19 protein-coding genes and 1 tRNA gene are annotated in these 17,539 nt (G+C 68.9%); 13 read left to right on the top strand and 7 right to left on the bottom strand.

The window, feature by feature from the left end; genetic code table 11:
• Positions 1-88 precede the first annotated feature (88 nt).
• The 9 genes from OCH7691_RS12300 to gspD all read left to right on the top strand — a co-directional run bounded on the left by OCH7691_RS12300 (position 89) and on the right by gspD (position 7,204).
• On the top strand, positions 89-364 hold the full coding sequence (locus OCH7691_RS12300) for a hypothetical protein (RefSeq protein WP_085883834.1): 276 nt from the start codon (positions 89-91) through the stop codon (positions 362-364).
• A gap of 64 nt (positions 365-428) precedes the next feature.
• The gene (gene gspG / locus OCH7691_RS12295; RefSeq protein WP_085884448.1) at positions 429-881 is read left to right on the top strand and encodes a type II secretion system major pseudopilin GspG; all 453 of its coding nucleotides are present in this window, start codon (positions 429-431) and stop codon (positions 879-881) included.
• On the top strand, positions 862-1,311 hold the full coding sequence (locus OCH7691_RS12290) for a type IV pilus modification PilV family protein (protein WP_176245030.1): 450 nt from the start codon (positions 862-864) through the stop codon (positions 1,309-1,311). The genes gspG and OCH7691_RS12290 overlap by 20 nt, the downstream gene beginning before the upstream one ends.
• Positions 1,308-1,907 carry a type II secretion system protein GspJ gene (locus OCH7691_RS12285; RefSeq protein WP_085883832.1) on the top strand — a complete coding sequence of 200 codons (600 nt, stop codon included), beginning with the start codon at positions 1,308-1,310 and terminating at the stop codon, positions 1,905-1,907. The genes OCH7691_RS12290 and OCH7691_RS12285 overlap by 4 nt, the downstream gene beginning before the upstream one ends.
• Positions 1,904-2,764 (top strand): type II secretion system minor pseudopilin, encoded by an 861-nt coding sequence (locus tag OCH7691_RS12280; protein ID WP_085883831.1) that lies wholly within the window; start codon positions 1,904-1,906, stop codon positions 2,762-2,764. The genes OCH7691_RS12285 and OCH7691_RS12280 overlap by 4 nt, the downstream gene beginning before the upstream one ends.
• An 81-nt stretch (positions 2,765-2,845) precedes the next feature.
• Positions 2,846-3,943 (top strand): PilN domain-containing protein, encoded by a 1,098-nt coding sequence (locus tag OCH7691_RS22935; protein WP_139839672.1) that lies wholly within the window; start codon positions 2,846-2,848, stop codon positions 3,941-3,943.
• A complete protein-coding gene (gspM, locus tag OCH7691_RS22930; protein WP_139839671.1) occupies positions 3,940-4,512 on the top strand; it encodes a type II secretion system protein GspM in 573 nt (190 codons plus the stop codon). The genes OCH7691_RS22935 and gspM overlap by 4 nt, the downstream gene beginning before the upstream one ends.
• Positions 4,509-4,982, top strand: a complete 474-nt coding sequence (locus OCH7691_RS12270; protein WP_085883830.1) for a hypothetical protein — start codon at positions 4,509-4,511, stop codon at positions 4,980-4,982. Before gspM ends, OCH7691_RS12270 begins: the two co-directional genes overlap by 4 nt.
• Before the next feature lie 83 nt (positions 4,983-5,065).
• On the top strand, positions 5,066-7,204 hold the full coding sequence (gspD, locus tag OCH7691_RS12265; RefSeq protein WP_085883829.1) for a type II secretion system secretin GspD: 2,139 nt from the start codon (positions 5,066-5,068) through the stop codon (positions 7,202-7,204).
• A 96-nt stretch (positions 7,205-7,300) separates the two neighbouring features.
• Here gspD and OCH7691_RS12260 read toward each other — a convergent pair whose 3' ends face one another.
• Positions 7,301-9,277 (bottom strand): MORN repeat-containing protein, encoded by a 1,977-nt coding sequence (locus tag OCH7691_RS12260; RefSeq protein ID WP_085883828.1) that lies wholly within the window; start codon positions 9,275-9,277, stop codon positions 7,301-7,303.
• A 129-nt stretch (positions 9,278-9,406) separates the two neighbouring features.
• Here OCH7691_RS12260 and OCH7691_RS12255 point away from each other — a divergent pair, with 129 nt between their 5' ends.
• On the top strand, positions 9,407-10,000 hold the full coding sequence (locus OCH7691_RS12255; protein ID WP_085883827.1) for a uracil-DNA glycosylase family protein: 594 nt from the start codon (positions 9,407-9,409) through the stop codon (positions 9,998-10,000).
• A complete protein-coding gene (locus tag OCH7691_RS12250; protein WP_085883826.1) occupies positions 9,997-10,998 on the top strand; it encodes an alpha/beta hydrolase in 1,002 nt (333 codons plus the stop codon). The genes OCH7691_RS12255 and OCH7691_RS12250 overlap by 4 nt, the downstream gene beginning before the upstream one ends.
• Positions 10,999-11,014: 16 nt before the next feature.
• Here OCH7691_RS12250 and OCH7691_RS12245 read toward each other — a convergent pair whose 3' ends face one another.
• From OCH7691_RS12245 to OCH7691_RS12230, 4 genes are all read right to left on the bottom strand, one after another.
• A complete protein-coding gene (locus OCH7691_RS12245; protein ID WP_085883825.1) occupies positions 11,015-11,389 on the bottom strand; it encodes a TfoX/Sxy family protein in 375 nt (124 codons plus the stop codon).
• Positions 11,390-11,448: 59 nt separating this feature from the next.
• Positions 11,449-12,072, bottom strand: a complete 624-nt coding sequence (locus OCH7691_RS12240) for a 2-hydroxychromene-2-carboxylate isomerase (RefSeq protein WP_085883824.1) — start codon at positions 12,070-12,072, stop codon at positions 11,449-11,451.
• 101 nt (positions 12,073-12,173) lie between these two features.
• On the bottom strand, positions 12,174-12,614 hold the full coding sequence (locus tag OCH7691_RS12235) for a hypothetical protein (RefSeq protein ID WP_085883823.1): 441 nt from the start codon (positions 12,612-12,614) through the stop codon (positions 12,174-12,176).
• A gap of 43 nt (positions 12,615-12,657) precedes the next feature.
• Positions 12,658-13,413 (bottom strand): SDR family oxidoreductase, encoded by a 756-nt coding sequence (locus tag OCH7691_RS12230; RefSeq protein ID WP_085883822.1) that lies wholly within the window; start codon positions 13,411-13,413, stop codon positions 12,658-12,660.
• A gap of 200 nt (positions 13,414-13,613) precedes the next feature.
• On the opposite strand from OCH7691_RS12230, the gene OCH7691_RS12225 reads away from it, so the two are divergent.
• Positions 13,614-15,179 carry a winged helix-turn-helix domain-containing tetratricopeptide repeat protein gene (locus OCH7691_RS12225; protein WP_085884446.1) on the top strand — a complete coding sequence of 522 codons (1,566 nt, stop codon included), beginning with the start codon at positions 13,614-13,616 and terminating at the stop codon, positions 15,177-15,179.
• 80 nt (positions 15,180-15,259) lie between these two features.
• Here the strand turns inward: OCH7691_RS12225 and OCH7691_RS12220 are convergent.
• A tRNA-Val gene (locus OCH7691_RS12220) sits at positions 15,260-15,336 on the bottom strand.
• Between the two features lie 39 nt (positions 15,337-15,375).
• Positions 15,376-16,041 carry a phosphoglycolate phosphatase gene (gene gph / locus OCH7691_RS12215; protein WP_085883821.1) on the bottom strand — a complete coding sequence of 222 codons (666 nt, stop codon included), beginning with the start codon at positions 16,039-16,041 and terminating at the stop codon, positions 15,376-15,378.
• A 125-nt stretch (positions 16,042-16,166) separates the two neighbouring features.
• On the opposite strand from gph, the gene glmU reads away from it, so the two are divergent.
• Positions 16,167-17,510 (top strand): bifunctional UDP-N-acetylglucosamine diphosphorylase/glucosamine-1-phosphate N-acetyltransferase GlmU, encoded by a 1,344-nt coding sequence (glmU, locus tag OCH7691_RS12210; RefSeq protein WP_085883820.1) that lies wholly within the window; start codon positions 16,167-16,169, stop codon positions 17,508-17,510.
• Positions 17,511-17,539 lie beyond the last annotated feature (29 nt).

Below are 17,539 nucleotides of genomic sequence, written 5' to 3'. Positions count from 1 at the left end.
CGATTTGGCCAGGCGATGACATTTGTATTTTAGAGTATCTACCATGGCTACAGAGTACCGTGAGATTTTCTTCACCAATACAGAAGTCATGCGCGGACTCACCACACTGAAGCGAAGCCTTGGCGACCCGATTCCTTCCGGCAGCGTGATCGACATCAAACTCGCCGCCGACAGCGACCATCCCTTTACCGTCGAACTTGCCACCGATGGAGCGGGAAGACTGACGATCTGTCCCTATCGGGGCGAACTGGCGGCCGCTTTGCTTGTCTATTGCCGACAGGTCCGTATCCCGATCCCGGTCAATGCCCGCAAGTCGGTCGACGTGAAGAACGGACGGGTCGTGCTCCGTATCGAGATCGATTGAACCGCATTTCGCAAAGTTGCCGCTTCAGGCGCCGGTTTTCGCCGTTATACTCCGGCCCGGAATGATGATCGGGACCACATATCGAAACAGACGGCAGCGGCGCCGAGGCGAGGCGGGTTTCACGCTCGTCGAGCTGCTCGTCGTGCTGGTGATCCTGGCGCTGCTCGGCGGCCTGGTCGGCCCGCAGGTACTGCGCTACGCATTCTCCGCCAAGACCGACACGGCGCGCCTGCAGATCCAGAATTTCGAGGCCGGTCTCGATCTCTACCGGCTTCATGTCGGACGCTATCCGACGGGCCAGGAAGGGCTTCAGGCGCTGGTCGCCAGACCGTCAGGCGTGGCCGCGTGGAACGGACCCTATCTGAAGGGCGGCAAGCTCCCCGACGATCCGTGGGGCCGGCCATACGGCTATCGCAATCCCGGGGAGCATTCCAGCGACTACGACATTTTCAGTCTCGGGGCGGACGGGGTCGTGGGCGGCGACGGTGATGCGCAGGATGTCGGGAACTGGCAGTAGGCCGGGCGCCCGGCCGCGACGCCAGCCGGGCGAACAGGGTTTCAGCCTGCTCGAACTGATCGTCGCGTTCGCCATCCTGTCACTGTCGCTGGTCGCGATCTATCAGGTCGTGGCCGGTTCGTTCCGGGGCTTGCGCGAGGCCGAGATCGTCGGCCGTGCCTTGCTGATCGCCGAAAGCAAGCTGGCCGAGCCCGGACGGACCGTGCCGTTGGCCGAAGGGCGGATCGTCGGCGACGAGGGCGACGGATTCGCCTGGGTCCTCGATCTGCGCCCGTTGCCGCGCCCGGCACCGGGATCCGGCGGCGCGGCGGCCGGCAAGGCAGAGGAACACGTGCCTGTCGCCTACCGGGTCGCGGTCGCGGTCGCCTATCGCGGCGAACCGGCGGCGGCGCTTCAGACCGTCCGCGTCGGGGTATCGGCACGACGATGAACGAACGCGGCTTCACGCTTCTCGAAACGCTGGTCGCGATAGCGCTTCTGGGACTGGTCACGCTGGTGCTGGGCGCGGCCATCGATTTCGCGGTCAGCGGCCGCCGCGCGGCCGAAACGGCGGCGGATTCCAGCGAGCGGCTGCGGCTTGCGCAGCAGGTTCTCCGTCAGCGCATCGAACTGGCGTTGCCGCTGACCGCGCCGGGGGCCGTGCGCCCGATCCTGCTGTTCGAAGGCAGCGCATCACGCCTCCGCTTTCTTGCCGACATCCGCCGGCCCGGCGGGGAGAGGGGGCTCAACATCCTCGATATCGGCCTCGGAGACGATGGGCTGGTGATCGCGCGGGCGCCGTGGCAGCCCGGTTCGGCGTCGCTGCAAGCGGCCGGGCAGATCGAACGGAGCGTGCTGCTGTCCGACGCGACTTCGTTCCGCCTTGCCTATTACGGCAGCGCGACCGAGGGCGGCGCGGTCGGCTGGCAGCGCGACTGGCGGGACGCCGAGCGGTTGCCGGCAATGATCCGGGTGGAACTCGCCTGGCCCGGTGGCGACTGGCCGCCGCTGATGATCGCGCCGGCCCTGTCGGCGGTCCCGCGATGACGCGGCGCCGGGGCAGGGGCGAGGACGGAATCGCGCTGATCGTGGTGCTCTGGGGGCTGGCCCTGCTCGGCGCGCTCGCCGCCGGGATCGCCACGCACGGGCGCGGCGAGACCCGTCTTGTTTCCGATCTCCGCGACGCCGCGGAAAGTCGCCATATGGCGGACGCGGGAATCGCGCTGGCGCTCCGCGACCTGCTTGACCCGCGCACCGCCGACGATGTCGACCGCACCGGCGCCCCGCGCGACTACCGGATCGACGGCACGCCGATCACCGTGCAGGTCAGCGACGAGGCCGGTCGGATCGACCTGAACGAGGCGCCGGGCGAACTTCTGCGCGGACTGTTCATGACGGTCGCGCCGGACCGGGCGGCGAATCTCGCCGCGGCCGTGCAGGACTGGCGCGACGGCGATGACGACCGTCGCACCGGGGGCGCGGAGGCGATCGACTATCGCCGGCTCGGGCGCGATGGCGAGCCGGCGAACGCGCCCTTCCAGCGGGTCGAGGAACTGGCCCGGGTGCGCGGCATGGACGCCGCGCTTTTCGCCCGGGTGGCGCCGTTGGTGACGGTCCATTCCCGGCTCGACGGCCTCGACCCGGACGTCGCCAGCGCGGCGACCCTGGCGGCCATTCCCGGACTGAGCGAGACGGTCGCCGGCAGGCTCTCGCGCGACCGCCGGCAGGACAGCGCCGACCTGGTCGCCTTCTCGCGCTTCTTCCGCCATTCGCCGGGCCGCGCCTTTACAATCGCCGCCTCGGTCACAGGCCCGGGCGGGCGGGTCTTCCGCCGCAGCGCTCTGGTCTGGCTCACCTTCCAGCCGGATGCGCCCTATCGCCTACTCGCCCGCCATGACGGCTAGGCGCGATTGCTGGCGGGAAGGGTGGATGATAGGGTGCGGTCGCTCGGCCGGGGGCGCCGGGCACGCAGGGGGAACTTGCCGATGACGCGTGGTGCGCATCGCGAAAAAGGCTGGATCGGACGCTTCCTGGACTGGTGGGGCGGCGCGTTGCGCGGGGCCCTGCCGCCATCGCTCAGCCGCGCGCTGGGCTTCGAGGACGATGTCCTGCTGCTGCGTCAGGAACCCGGCCGGGTCGCCTTCTGGCGGCTCTCCGGCGGCCGGAACGAGCGGATCGGCGAGGTCTCGGTCGTCGCCGGCGAAGCCGGTGCGCCACCGCTGGCCGCCGCGGTCCGGCAGGCGCCGTCCATCGTGCTGCGGCTGTCACCCGATCTCGGACTTCGGAAAACCGTGCGGCTCCCGGCCGCGGCTGCCGAGAACCTCGACGAGGTGCTCGCCTTCGAGATGGAACGGCAGACCCCGTTCCGGGCCGACAAGGTTCATTTCTACTACGAGAATCTGAGCGCCGGGGAAGACGGCTTGAGCCTCGACCTTTCCGTCGTCCCGCGGGCGCCGGTGCAGGAATGGCTGGACCGGCTGACCACCTGGGGACTGCGCCCCGATATCGTCGACCTGGCGGACGACAAGCCGTTCCGCAACCCGGCGCCATCGCGGAATCTGGTGCCGCCGGAGCGGCGCAGCGAGCGGGCGAGCCCGGTGCGGACCCTGAATGCCGTGTTGCTGGTCGCGATGCTGCTCGCGGCGCTGCTCGCCGTCTGGTCGCCCCGGCTCTGGCTCGAGCGTCGGAGCGATGCCCTGCAGGCCGAGATCGCCGACCTCCGGCCCGAGGTCGAGGATCGCCTGCGCGCTCGGCGGCTTGCCGCGGGCGATCGGACCGGCCTCCTGAACGCGGTCGCGGACAAGGCCTCGGCGCCGGTCGCCTCGCAGATCCTGGAGCGGCTGAGCGCGATCCTGCCCGACGACACCTGGATCCAGCAGTTCAACATCGTCGACGGGCGGGTCGAGTTGCAGGGCTCGACAAGTTCCGCCGCGACCCTCGTGCCGATCCTCGAGGGCGCCCCCGAGATCGCCTCGGTCGCCTTCCGGACGGCGGTCAGCCGGGATGCCGTGAGCGGCCGGGAGAACTTCGAGTTCATCGCCGAACTGGCGCGTGCGGCCGGCGGCAAGGCGACGAAGCCATGACGATCGGCGCGCGCTCATCCCGTCTGCTCGCCCTGCTGCTGCTCGCGGCGGTCATCCTGGTTTATGTTCTTGCCGGATTGTTGCCGGCCTGGAACGACTATGCAGACGGTCGCGAGGCGCTGGCGGCACAGGAGCGGCTGGTCGCCGAGATGCGGGCGATCGCGAGTTCCCCGCCGGATGCCCCGGTCAGGCCGGAGCCGGCCTCGCCGTCGATCGACCCGGACATCGTCTTCCTCGAGGGCGGCAGCGTTGCCCAGGCGCTGGCCGATCTCCAGGAAACGGTCAAGGCGGCCCTGTCGGAGAGCGGTGCCGTCCTGGTCAGCTTCGAGGCCCGCCCGGTGACGGTGGCCGACGGTTACCGCCGGATCTCGCTCGACGTCCAGTTCTCGGCCGCAACCGCCTCGCTGCAGGCGGCACTCCACCGAATCGAGACGGCGGCACCGGCTCTGGTCATCAACACGCTCTACGTCCGAGCACAATCGGCGGCTTCGGACAATCCGGGCCTGCATCTCGATGTCAGTGCCGAGATTGCCGGCTACATGCGGCCCGTGGAAGGGGCCGGGTCATGAGCGCGAAGACAATCAGGCGCGCCGCCGTGAACCGGCTCTGGCTGCTGCTCCTGGCGATCTTTCTGGGGCTTGCGGTGCTGCCCTGGCTGCGCCCGGCGTCGGCGCCGGAGCGCGCTGGGGAGGTTGCATCCCGGCCCGCCGACGGTGTCGCGGCCAGCCTGCCGGAAGTGCCGCCGCTCGACAGCCTCGAGGCGACCCGGCAGCGGCCGTTGTTCGTCGCCACGCGCCGGCCGCCGCGCGGCATCGTCGCCGCGACCCCCGAACGCCCGGGCCTCGGGAATTACCGAATGCGCGGCGCGATCGTCGCCGGCGATGCCCGGATCGTGCTGCTCGAAGGGCCGGACGGCAAGACGCTTCGTCTGCGCGAGGGCGCCGAGGTCGATGGCTGGACGGTGCGGGAAATCACCGACGACCGGATCGTTCTTGTCGAGGACGACCGGGAAGTGATCATCCGTCTGCATGATCGTTGAGACTTTCGATCAAGAGGGCGGGTCAAGGTGCTGTATCGGGCCGGTCGATGCGGTATGCTGACGGGAATTGAGGGGAGACATTGATGCGGGCACGATTACCGCTCCTCGTGATGGTCGGACTGAGCCTCGCGCTCACCGGCTGTAGCGTGAAGCAGAAACGCCCGGTTGCGGCGACACCGGCGGCGGCAACGGCCACGGCCAGCCCGGCCGTGCAGCCAAGGCCGTCGGCGATGGTTCCCTCTGTGCCCGGGCAGAATTCGATAGCGGCAGCCGATGCCGCCAACAGCACGGTCGAGACCGGCAAGATCGCCGAACTCTATCCGGCGGAGGGCGAGCGTATCGACCTCGCCAAGGCGGGTCGCGGCGGCGGCGGCGGCCTGGCCCGGGGCGACATCAACCTGAGTTTCCAGGATGCGAGCATCCGCGAGGTGGCCCAGGTCATTCTCGGTGACCTGCTCGACCAGTCCTATGTCATCGATCCGCGCGTCGACGGTCGCGTCACCTTCGAAAGCGGTCGCCCGGTTGCCCGCTCGGCGCTGATTCCGGCGCTCGAGGCGGCATTGGCTGCGAGCGGCGCGGCAATGGAACTGAGTGGCGGGGTATACCGGATCGTGCCGCGGGCCGAAGCGCGCGCCGGGATCGGGCCACGGCTTTCGATCGACCAGGGCGCCGGTTACTCGCTGCTCGTCGTGCCACTCGACTTCATCGGCGCCGGCGAGATGGCGAAGATCCTCGAACCGCTGCTCCGTGAAGGCCAGATCGCCTATACCGACACCCAGCGCAATCTGCTGATCCTCGCGGCGCCCGGACCGGAACTGCGGCTTGCCCGCGAGACCGTCGACATCTTCGACATCAACCAGATGGCCGGCCATTCGGTGCTGCTCGAAACGCTGCAGAATGCCGACGTCGGCGATCTCGTGATCGAGCTCGAGAACGTCTTCGGCGGCAGCAAGTCGGGTCCGCTTGCCGGGCTCGTGCGGTTCGTGCCGATCGAGCGCATGAACGCGATCCTGGTGATCTCGCGGCAGCCGGAATATCTCTCCGAGGCGCGCAACTGGATCGCCCGTCTCGATCGCACCCGGAGCGCCACCGAGCGCCGGCTCTTCGTCTACTATGTCCAGAACGGCAAGGCATCGTCGATCGCCAACACGCTCCGCGCGGTGTTCGAGGAACGCGGTGCGCCGGTCACCCTGTCCGAGGCCGACGGCGCCGCCGAAAGGGCCCTGACGGAGCCGGACGCCCTGACGCCCGTCTCGGCGGCGGCGCCGCGCGACGGCGGCAATATCCGCATCATCGCCGACGAATCGAACAACGCGGTGCTCGTGCAGGCGACCTCGCGGGAATACCGGATCATCGAAGAAGTACTGGCGAAGCTCGATATCGTGCCGTTGCAGGTGCTGATCGACGTCAAGATCGTCGAGGTGACGCTGACCGACGGCCTGCGCTTCGGCGTGCAGTATTTCCTGAAGGGCGACGCCGGCCGTACCGACAGCCAGACGGTGTTGCGGAACGACGAAAGCAGCGGTCCGCTCTCGACCGCCATTCGCGGCTTCTCCTTCGCGCTGCTCCGGAACGGGGATCCGCGCATCATTCTCGACGCGCTCTCGGAGCTGACCTCGCTCAACATGGTGGCGGCGCCGCAGCTCATGGTCCTCGACAACCAGCCGGCGAAGCTGCAGGTCGGCGACCAGGTGCCGATCCTGACGCAGTTCTCGAGCGGCCTCGACCAGGCCGACACGCGGCAGGTCAACTCGGTCGAGTATCGCGAGACCGGCGTGACGCTGGAGGTGACCCCCCGGGTCAATGCCTCCGGCCTGGTCACCCTGGAAATCGCCCAGGAAGTCAGCCAGGCAGTGCCGACCACAGTCGCCAACATCGATTCGCCGACCATCTCGCGGCGGAGCTTCCTGACCACCGTCGCCGTCAACGACACCTCGACCCTCGTGCTCGGCGGCCTGATCCGGGAAAGCGCCGAGGATGGCGACAGCGGGATCCCGGTCCTGCATCGCCTGCCGCTGGTCGGCAACCTGTTCGGCAGCCGCTCGACCAACATCACGCGGACCGAACTGCTGGTCCTGATCTCGCCGCGGGTGATCCGTAACGAGCGTCAGGCCAATGACGTCACCCAGGAAATGCGCCAGCGTTTCCAGGCGGTCCTTGCCCTGGAAAACCGGGGCGTCGAGCAGCCGCGCACGCCGAAGAAGCCGGGTCAGCTGGACTGACCCGGCGCCTGACGGGGGCAATCACCGACGGGTTCCGCCGGTTCACAGCCGATTGCTCCGGGTAATCGCAATCGCACCAGTCGCGCGTGGGCCGCGCTAGTTGACCAGGGTCATGCAGGCCTCTGGCACGCGCACTTCCTTGCCGCGCGACATCAGGCTCAGGAATCCGCCGCCGGTGCAGGTGTCACCGGAGAACCCGAACGAAAACAGCCCGTCGGCCTGGAGTTCGCTCACCTTCACCCGGTAATGGCCGTAGCCATGTTCGAGCACCGTGCCGCACCAGTAGCTGCCGTCGCCGTAGAGGTCCGGCTGGGTGCAGACGGTGCGCCCGTTCAGGCTCTGGTCGCCGGGCCCGGCGGCAGGCGCCGGCTGGGCCGAGGCGACGACCGGCTGTGCCGGCGCGGCTCTCGCCGCCATAGCGGGTGCGGCCTGCAGTGTCGTCAGCCGTTCCTCGGCCAGCATCGCGGTTTGCGTGCCGGGGAAGCGTCGGCGAATCGCGTCATAGTCGGCGGCGGCGCCGGCCAGGTCGCCCACCCGTTCCTTGGCGTAGCCGGCGACGAAGGCGCTTTCCGGATCGGAGGCGACGGCGATCCGGGCGCCGCCCGCGAGATTGGGACCGGCGACCTGGACCGCCCGGTAACCGTTCTGGTCGCGCACCAGTTCCGCCCCGTTCAGCAGCATCACCCGGCGAAGCAGCGGCAGCATCTCGTCACGCCGTACCAGGCTGCCGGGTGGCAGTGAGACCCGGCCCGACACCGCCGGATCGACGCTGTAGGGCTCGCCCAGCACGTCGCCGAGCACGAGCCTGATTACCTCCCGGAGATCCGCGTCCTCGAAATTGAGCGCGAGCAACTCGCCCGGATCGCCGGCGGCAGCCTGTCCGATTGGCGCTGCGGGGCGCGGGGTCGGTACCGGGGCCGGAGTCGCGCGGACCATCTGCGCCGGCGGCTGATAACTGGGGATCGGCGGCTGGTAGGTCGGCACGGGCGGCTGGTAGGCGGGCATCGCAGCCGGCGCCTGGTAGGCGGGCATGGTGGCAGGCGGACGAAGCGTTACCGGTTGCAACGGCGCGGCCGGGGCCTCGTAGGCCGGCGCCGTGTAGGCCGGCGGGTTGAAAGCCGGCTGGGCATAGCTGACCGGGGCGGCAACGGGGGCCTGGTAGGCGACCGGCGGCGACAGGCTGGCCGTCGCGGCGCCGGACAGGTTGGCGTAGGGCGAGGGCAGGTCCGGCTCGCCCGGCAGGCGGGCCGGAACGATCGGCATCGGGATCGTCGGAATCCGGATCCGCCCGTCCTCGGCGCGGACCGGCCCGCTGCCGCCCGGATCGGCGGGGGGCGCGACCGGCGAATAGACAGGCGGCGCGATCGCCGTGCTCGATGTCGGTGCTGACGAATAGACCGGGACCGGGACGCTCGCATAGGCCGGCTGCGCCGGCGGAACATAGGCGGGCACCGAAGGATAGGCGGTCGCGGCCGTCGCCGCGGCGCCCGCGGTCGTGGCGGCGGCGGAGGGCAGGAGGGTCGTCGGCGCACCGGCAACCGGATTGGCGGCCGCCTCCTGCACGGTTTCCTGCATCTCGCGGCGGGCCGAACCGGCATCGGCCGTGCGCCTGTTCCGCAACTCCCGATATTCCCGCGTCGTCAGTTCGCGCTCAGCAACCAGTGCGCCATCCTCGTAGATCGCCCGAATATAGCGCCCGTCCGGCCGGAAGACGATGAACTCGCCATGACGCTGCCCGGCCCGGTAGGTGCCGAAAATCGTGCTGCCGTCGGCGAAACTGATCTCTGCCTGGCCCTCGAGCTCGCCGCGCCGGAAGGTGCCGACGTCCTTCTCCGTCGCCGCACCGTCGCGGAACCAGGTGAGCGTGCCCGGGCCTTCCAGCAGGCCGTCCTTGCAGGCGCCGTTCCAGGTGATCGACTCGTTCGGATTCGGGAACGGGTTGCTGGTCGCGCAGCCGTTCTCCGGGTCGCGAATCTGGCCCTGCTGGGCGAGCGCGCCGCCAAGCGTGCCCGTCATCGCGAAGGCCACGCCGAACAGCGTCGCCAGGTATTTCCGACCCGCCGGATTGTGCATGTGACCTTGCCTCCCTGTCCGGCGCATCGTGTGAAGGGGAGGGACGCAAGTCAAGCATCGCGGCCCCTCCGGTCTCGTTCGACGGCGGGGATTCTTGCACCGGCGGGCAATTCGCGCCAAATAGGCGGGATGCAGGACACCGATACCCTTGCCGGACTGGTCGACGACGTCCGCGCCTGCCGCCATTGCGCCGCCACGCTGCCGCTCGGGCCGAGACCGGTGATCCGCCTCGCCCCGGGTGCGCGGATCGTCATCGCCGGCCAGGCGCCGGGCACGAAGGTGCACGAGACGGGAATTCCCTGGAACGATGCCTCCGGCGAACGGCTGCGCGACTGGCTCGACCTCGACCGCGAGCGATTCTACGACGAGTCGCGGATTGCCATCATTCCGCAGGGCTTCTGTTACCCGGGCCGCGACCCGCGCGGCGGCGACAATCCGCCCCGGCCGGAATGCCAGGCGCTCTGGCACGACCGCCTGTTCGCCGCGCTGGGGCCGGTGCCGCTGCTGCTCGCCATCGGCATCTACGCGCAAGCCTATCATCTCGGGCCGGCGCGCAAGGCCAACATGACCGAAACGGTGCGGGCCTTTCGCGACTATCTGCCGTCGGTCATTCCGCTGCCCCATCCGAGCTGGCGGAATACCCACTGGAGCCGGAAGAATCCATGGTTCGAGAGCGAGCTCCTGCCGGTCCTGAAGACCCGCGTGCGCGAGGTCCTGGCATGAGATGCCTTCGCCCGGCGGTCCTACTCGGCCTTGTCCTGCTCGGGATCGGCGGTTGCGCGCCGATGGTTCAGGAGATCGGACCGCGCGCGGACCAGCCGGCCTATGCCGAGGCGACGCTTCGGACCGGCGACGGGGCGGTGCTGCCGCTGCAGCGCTGGCTGCCCGAAGGGGAGCCCGAGGCGGTACTGATCGGCCTGCACGGCTTCAACATGTACAGCCGGATCTTCGAGCTTGCCGGGCCATGGTGGGCGGAGCGCGGCATCGCCACCTATGCCTACGACCAGCGCGGCTTCGGCGACACGCCGCAGGCCGGAATCTGGCCGGGCACGGCTGCGCTGACAGACGATCTTCGCGACGCGGTGCAGGCGATCGGCGCCCGGCACCCGGACGTGCCGCTCTATCTGGTCGGCGAGAGCATGGGCGCGGCGGTCATTCTCCGCGCGCTCGGCGACGGCCCCATGCCGGGCGTCGAGGGCGTGGTGCTGGTCGCACCCGCGCTGCGCGGCTGGCGGGTGCTCAACCCGTTCTACCAGGGCTCGCTCTGGCTCGCCGCCCATCTGCTGCCGGGCAACCGGGCGAGCGGCCGGGGCCTCGGCATCCAGGCCTCCGACAATATTACCTACCTGCGCGATCTGGGCCGCGACCCGCTGATCATCAAGGAAACCCGTATCGACGCGGTCTACGGGCTCGTCGGGCTGATGGACACGGCGATCGACGCGACGCCGGCCGTGAACGCGCCGTCGCTGGTGCTCTACGGGGCGAAGGACGAGCTGATTCCGTTCGAACCGGTGCAGGAGGTCGCCGCCGCGCTGCCCGGCGACAGCCGCTTCGTGGTCTATCCGGACGGCTGGCACATGCTGCTGATCGACAGGCAGGCGAAAACGGTCTGGGCCGATATCGCCGCCTGGATCGCCGACCCGGACGGGCTGCTGCCGTCCGGCGCCGAGATGAAGATGCCGGCGACGGCGGAAAGCAGCCCCGCCGCCGGGCAGGAGTAGAAACCGGGTCCCGGCTTCATCCGCCTGTTCCGGGCTTCCGCTTCTTCGGTTGCCGGGTTTTCTTCGGCGCGAGCGAGCCGACGAATGCGAGGCCCCGACCAACCCATGCCGCCAGCGCTGCGTCATCCGCATAGCCGGCCGGATCGACACAGACGAAGGCGCGCGGCCTCCTGCCGCCGCCGATATCCAGCGGTCGAACGCTCGGCTCGGCGAGCGCGCCGGCATGCCGGTCCGGACCGACCCGCACCATCAATGCCGGACCGGTCACGCCACAGCACATGTGGCCGTTCACGCAGAAAACGAGGCCGCCCATCATCCTGATTTCCGTCACGCCCTCGATCGCCGACAGACAGCGGCGGACGCGCCCGGCCGCCTCCTCGTCATAGGCCATCGCGACCCTCCCTTGCCGACGTCACGCCCCGATTTCAGGTCGGCGCCCGTGGCGGTGCCTCAGGCGGCCTGCTTCCGCCGCTGCAGCGCCTTGCGGACCAGATGCAGGCGGTCGTTGCCGAAATACATGTCGTCGCCGCCGACGAACATCGTCGGCGAGCCGAAGCCGCCGCGGTCGATCAGTTCCTGGGTGTTGGTCTTGAGACGTTCCTTGACCTCGGGTGCCTGGCTCCGTTCCAGCAGGGCCTTGCCGTCGAGCCCGACCTCGGCCGCCGCCGCGGCGAGGGTCTCGGGCGCGTCGAGGTCGCGATCCTCGCCCCAGTAGAGCCGGAACAGCGCCGTCGCGTAGGGCACCAGCCTGTCCTGTTCCTGGGCGGCGAGGGTCGCGCGCATCGCGCCGACGCTGCGGGCCGGGAAGTTGCTCGGCGGCCAAGTGATGCGGATACCGGCATCCTCGGCGCAGTCCTGCATGTCCTTCAGCGTGTAGCGGGCCTTCGCCGACGGCGTCTTTTCCCGCCCCTCGTAGACCGCCTGGTTGACCGCGTTGAAAACGCCGCCGATGAGGATCGGCTTCCAGTCGATTGATATGCCGAGTTCTTTCGCCATCGGCTGGACGTTGGCGAAGGCCAGATAGGTCCACGGACTGGAGCAGTCGAAGAAGAATTCGAAGGTCGGATCGGGCATGGCGTTCCCCCGGGGTTTCCCTTGCATGTTCCCGGAAAGACTAGCCCGGCAACCGCGCCTTGCGAAGAGCGCCGATGTCGAATGCAGCGGTGCGGGGCCGGTCAGGCCGGAACCCGTCGCACCGCGCGGCGACGATCCGCCGCCCACAGCGACACCCCGATCCCGATCAGCGCCGGCAAGGTGACGGCGGGGAAGTCGCGTGGCAGCACCGAGACCGAGCAGATGCCGACCGCGACTTCCCAGAAATGGAACAGGGCATGGGCGACCAGCCAGGACGTCCCGGCGGTCCACAGGAACAGCCGTCGTTCCGAGCGGAACATGCCGATCGCGAAGGCACATCCGATGAACAGCTGGATGAGCCCGATATCGCGGACGAAGTGCTGGTTGAAGAAACCGGTATCGCTCACGCCCGGCACCGCGTCGTACCAGAGCAGGGGCGCGATCAGCATGAAGAGCCCGTTCGCGGTCAGAAAGATCGCGTTCAGCGAAACCGGGATGAGGATCGCCACCGGCACGAAGGGACGATGCGTCTGGATGGTCATGATCGCGGCCTTTCGTTGTCTGGATTTCGCCTGGCCCCGGCCCTCAGCTGCCGACCGGGACACGGTCAAGCCACGTTTCGAAACGGGTGGTCCCGCGGCGTGGGTTGTCACCCGGTGTCAAGGACCGGTCGTCCAGCACTGTGCCGAAGTAACGCGCGTGGACATCGGCGATTACCCGGCGCCTGTCGGCCTTCGCTGCCAGCACCATGCGGCCTGCCTTGTCGAGCGGTATCGCATCGGGGCCGGCGACCTCAACGATCCCGTTCAGCGGCGACCTGGTGACCAGGTCGGCGAGCGCCGCCGCGACGTCATCGGCGGCGATCGGCCGGAACAGCGCCGGAGAGAGGCGGATCACGTCGCCCTCGGCGGCCGAGGCGACGATGGCATCGACGAATTCGAAGAATTGCGTCGCCCGCAGGATCGTGTAGGGGATTCCGCTGGCGACGATCAGCCGTTCCTGGGCCAGCTTGGCTCGCAGGTAGCCGCTGTCGGGGAGACGGTCGGTGCCGACGACGGAAAGCGCGAGATGATGGCGGACACCGGCGACTGACTCGGCGGCGAGCAGGTTGCGGCCCGAGGTCTGGAAGAATTCCAGCACCGCCCTGTCCTCGAACGACGGCGAGTTCGCCACGTCGACGACGACCTCCGCCCCGGCGAGCGCGGCGGCGAGTCCCTCGCCGGTAATGGTGTTGACCCCGGTGTTCGGCGAGGCCGGGACAACCGTGTGGCCGTCCCGGGCAAGCCTGCCGGCGAGGTTGCTGCCGATGAGGCCGCTGCCTCCGATGATGACGATCTTCATTCCCGTTCCTCCGGTCGTTCCCGATCACGGCTATCGCGATCGATGATCGGAGAATGCCGCAGGTCCGCCCGGAAAGCCTTGCAGCGGGCTTGGATTTCGATTGAGTTATTCGTGTAATTATATCCAGGAACGCGACAATTCCTTCACCGAGCCGGCAAGGCCGGCTGCTCCGGGTCCGATAGGGGCGGATGGGGGCCGAAATGACGTTCATGTTCGCGGATTGCGTACTCGATCCCGAGCGGCGCGAACTCACGCGCGCGGGCGGGCCGGTCGCGATCGGTCCGCAGGTCTTCGATCTGCTTCTTTACCTGGTCGAGAACCGCGGCCGGGTGGTCAGCAAGGACGATCTGCTGGACGCGGTGTGGCAGGGCCGCATCGTTTCGGAATCGACCCTGGCCAGCCACATCAACGCCGTCCGCAGGGCGATCGGCGACAGCGGGCAGGAACAGCGCCTGGTCCGCACTGTGGCGCGGAAGGGCTTCCGCTTCGTCGGCAACGTCAACGGCTCGGGCCGACTGCCGGACGGACCGGCAGAGCCGGTGAAGGCAGAACCGGATATGCTCGTGCTTCCCGACAAACCGTCCATCGCGGTCCTGCCGTTCCTGAACCTGAGCGGCGACGCCGGGCAGGATTATTTCGCCGACGGGGTCGTCGAGGACATCATCCTCGCGCTCTCGCGAATGCGCTGGCTGTTCGTGATCGCCCGCAATTCGAGCTTCCGCTACAGGGGCCGCACTGGCGACGTGAAACAGGTGGGCCGTGACCTCGGCGTCCGCTATCTGCTGGAGGGCAGCGTGCGCAGATCGGCCGGCCGGGTTCGCATTACCGGACAACTCATCGATGCGGGCAGCGGCGTCCATCTCTGGGCGGAGCGTTTCGAAAGCACCCTCGACGACATCTTCGAACTTCAGGACCAGGTTGCGGAATGCGTCGTCGGGGCGATCGCGCCGCAGATCGAACGGGCCGAGATCGAGCGCGCGAGACGGAAACCGCCTCGCAGCCTGGACGCCCACGACCATCACCTGCGGGGCGTGGCCTGCGTGCAGCGCGGCACCCGGGACGCTCTGGACGAGGCCCTCCTGTCGTTCCGCAGGGCAATCGAACTCGATCCCGACTACGCCGCCGCACACGGCATGGCCGCGTGGTGCCATTTCTGGCGCAAGGTCAACGGCTGGATGACCGACGGTCGGCACGACGTCGCGGAAGGCATTCGCCTGGCACGCCGGGCCGTGGAACTGGGCCGGAACGACGCGGTCGCCCTGACCCGGGCAGGCCATGTTCTCGGCCATCTCGACGGCGACCTGGACGGTGCGGTGGATCTGCTCGACAGGGCCCTGCTGCTCGACCCGAATCTGGCCTCTGCCTGGTTCCTGAGCGGCTTCCTCAAGGTCTGGCGCGGCGAGGCGGAGGACGCGCTGGAGCGCTTCGCCCGCGCCATGCGGCTCAGTCCCCTTGATCCGGAGATCTATCGCATGCAGGCCGGCACGGCGGCCGCGCATTACCTGGCCGGGCGATTCGAGGCCGCCTTGTCATGGGCGGAGAAATCTTCGAGGGAAATGCCGAGTTTCCTGCTGGTGGCGGCGGTCATCGCGGCATGTCACGCGCAGGCCGGCCGGACTGAGGAAGCGCGACAGGCGATGCGACGTCTTCGGGAACTCGACCCTGCGCTTCGCCTGTCCGGCCTCAGGGACTGGCTGCCGATCCAGCGGCCGGAAGACCTCTCCCTGTTCGCGGAAGGTCTGCGACGGGCCGGGCTACCGGAGTGACAGGGCAGCGGCGCCCGAGGTGAACTGATCGACGGGATCAGCACACGGCCGCAAGAAACTGATTTCATGGGAAGACGGAGTGGTGGGCGCACCTGGACTCGAACCAGGGACCTCTGCGATGTGAACACAGCGCTCTAACCAGCTGAGCTATGCGCCCCAATCCGACGGCGCCTTTTACGCGCCGCGCCGGGGACTGTCAAGGGAGCCGGGCGAGCAGACCGTCGAGCTCGTCGAAGCGGTCGATCACCGCGTCGGCGCCAAGGCTCTCGATCGGCACCTGCGAATAGCCGAAACGGACGGCAACCACGGGAATGCCGGCGGCCCGGGCGGCGTTCACGTCGGTCGCGGTGTCGCCGATCATGACCGCTTCGTGGGGCTGCGCGCCGAAACGTTCCATGGTCGTCAGGATATGCGCCGGGTCCGGCTTGCGGACCGGCAGGCTGTCGCCGCCGAGCAGGGCGCGGAAGCGGTGGGAGAGGCCGAGTTCGTCGAGTAGCCGGCGCGAATACACCTCGGGCTTGTTGGTGCAGACGGCAAAGCGGGCGCCGCGCGCCTCGAGCGCGTCCAGGGCGGCGACCATGCCCGGATAGGGCCGGCTCGCGACCGAGAGATTCTCGCCGTAATGGGCCAGGAACGCGGCGAAGGCAGTTTCCACCAGGGCGTCGTCGTCGCGGCCGCCGGTCTCGTCCAGGCCGCGTTCGACCAGCGCCCTGGCGCCGGCCCCGACCAGATGCTTGACCCGTTCCAGCGGAATGCCGGGCCGGCCGACATGGGCGAGCGCGGCCTGCAGCGCGCCATGCAGGTCGGGCGCGGTATCGACAAGCGTGCCGTCGAGATCGAAAATGATGGCGAGACGTTGCAAAGCCCTTGTTCCGTCAAAGTTTTGTCAACAAGTGATCGTCACCATAGACTGCGCTGTCGGGGCGTCAATGATGCCTCGATCGGGACCATCGGTCAGGCGAGCGCGAAAACGCGCGGGGGATATCAATGAACAAGTTGGCGGCGATCGTCCTGGCGGCAGGCCAGGGAACCCGCATGAAGTCGGGCAAGCCGAAGGTCCTGCACGAGATTGCCGGGCGGCCGATGGTCAGCCATCTGGTGGCGAGCCTGGCTCCGATGGCACCCGACCCGGTCGTGCTGGTCGTCGCGCCGACGATGAAGGATGTCGAGGCCGCCGTTCCGGGCGCCCATGCGGCGATCCAGGACCCGCCGCTCGGCACCGCGCACGCGGTGCTCGCGGCCCGGCAGTGGCTGGAGGGCTTCGACGGCGACGTGCTGGTCCTGTTCGGCGATACCCCGCTGATCCGTCCGGCGACGCTCGAGGCGATGCTGAAGGCGCGCCGCGCGGCGGACAACCCGGCGGTTGTCGTGCTGGGCTTCCGGCCGGACGATCCGAAGCATTACGGACGGCTCGTCACCGGCGCCTCGGGCGAACTGCAGGCGATCGTCGAGTATGTCGCGGCGAGCGAGGAGGAGCGGGCGATCAGGCTCTGCAATTCCGGCGTCATGGCGCTCGACGGCAAGCGTGCGCTCGCGCTGCTCGATGCGGTCACCAATGACAATCCGAAGGGCGAGTATTTCCTCACCGACGTGGTCGCGATCGCCCGCCGCAAGGGCTGGAGCGCGCGCGTCGTCGAGGGCACCGAACGCGAGCTGCTCGGCGTCAACAGCCGCGCCGAGCTGGCCGAGGCCGAAACGATCGTGCAGCAACAGCTCCGCGCCGCCGCGATGGCCGCGGGCGTCAGCCTGATCGCGCCGGAAACCGTCTGGCTGAGCCACGACACGGTGCTGGGCGCCGACGTCACGGTCGAGCCGAACGTCTGGTTCGGGCCCGGCGTCACGGTCGGCGAGGGTACGCGCATCCGCGCATTCTCCCATCTCGAGGGCGCCCGCGTCGATGCCGGTTGCGAGGTCGGACCCTATGCCCGACTGCGGCCCGGCGCGACGCTCGCGCGCGGCGCCAAGGTCGGCAATTTCGTCGAGGTCAAGAAGGCGGATATCGGCCCCGGCGCCAAGGTCAACCACCTGAGCTACATCGGCGATGCCGAGATCGGCGCGAAAGCCAATATCGGGGCCGGAACGATCACCTGCAACTACGACGGCTTCTTCAAGTACAGGACGGTGATCGGGGCCGGCGCCTTCATCGGTTCGAACACCGCGCTGATCGCCCCGGTGACGGTCGGCGAGGGCGCGGTCGTCGGGGCCGGCAGCGCAATATCCAAGGATGTCGCCGCCGACGAGCTTGCCGTCACGCGGGCGCCGCAGACCACGCGCAAGGGCTGGGCGGCGGCGTTCCGCGACCGTAAGAGTGCCGAAAAGAAGGGCGTCTGAGCGCCCGCCTGCCTGATTTTCATCTTCAC

Origin of the sequence: Oceanibacterium hippocampi (genome assembly GCF_900172325.1) — a bacterium.
Classification (GTDB): Bacteria; Pseudomonadota; Alphaproteobacteria; order Sneathiellales; family Sneathiellaceae; genus Oceanibacterium; species Oceanibacterium hippocampi.
This window is presented reverse-complemented; position numbering and strand designations above follow the sequence as displayed.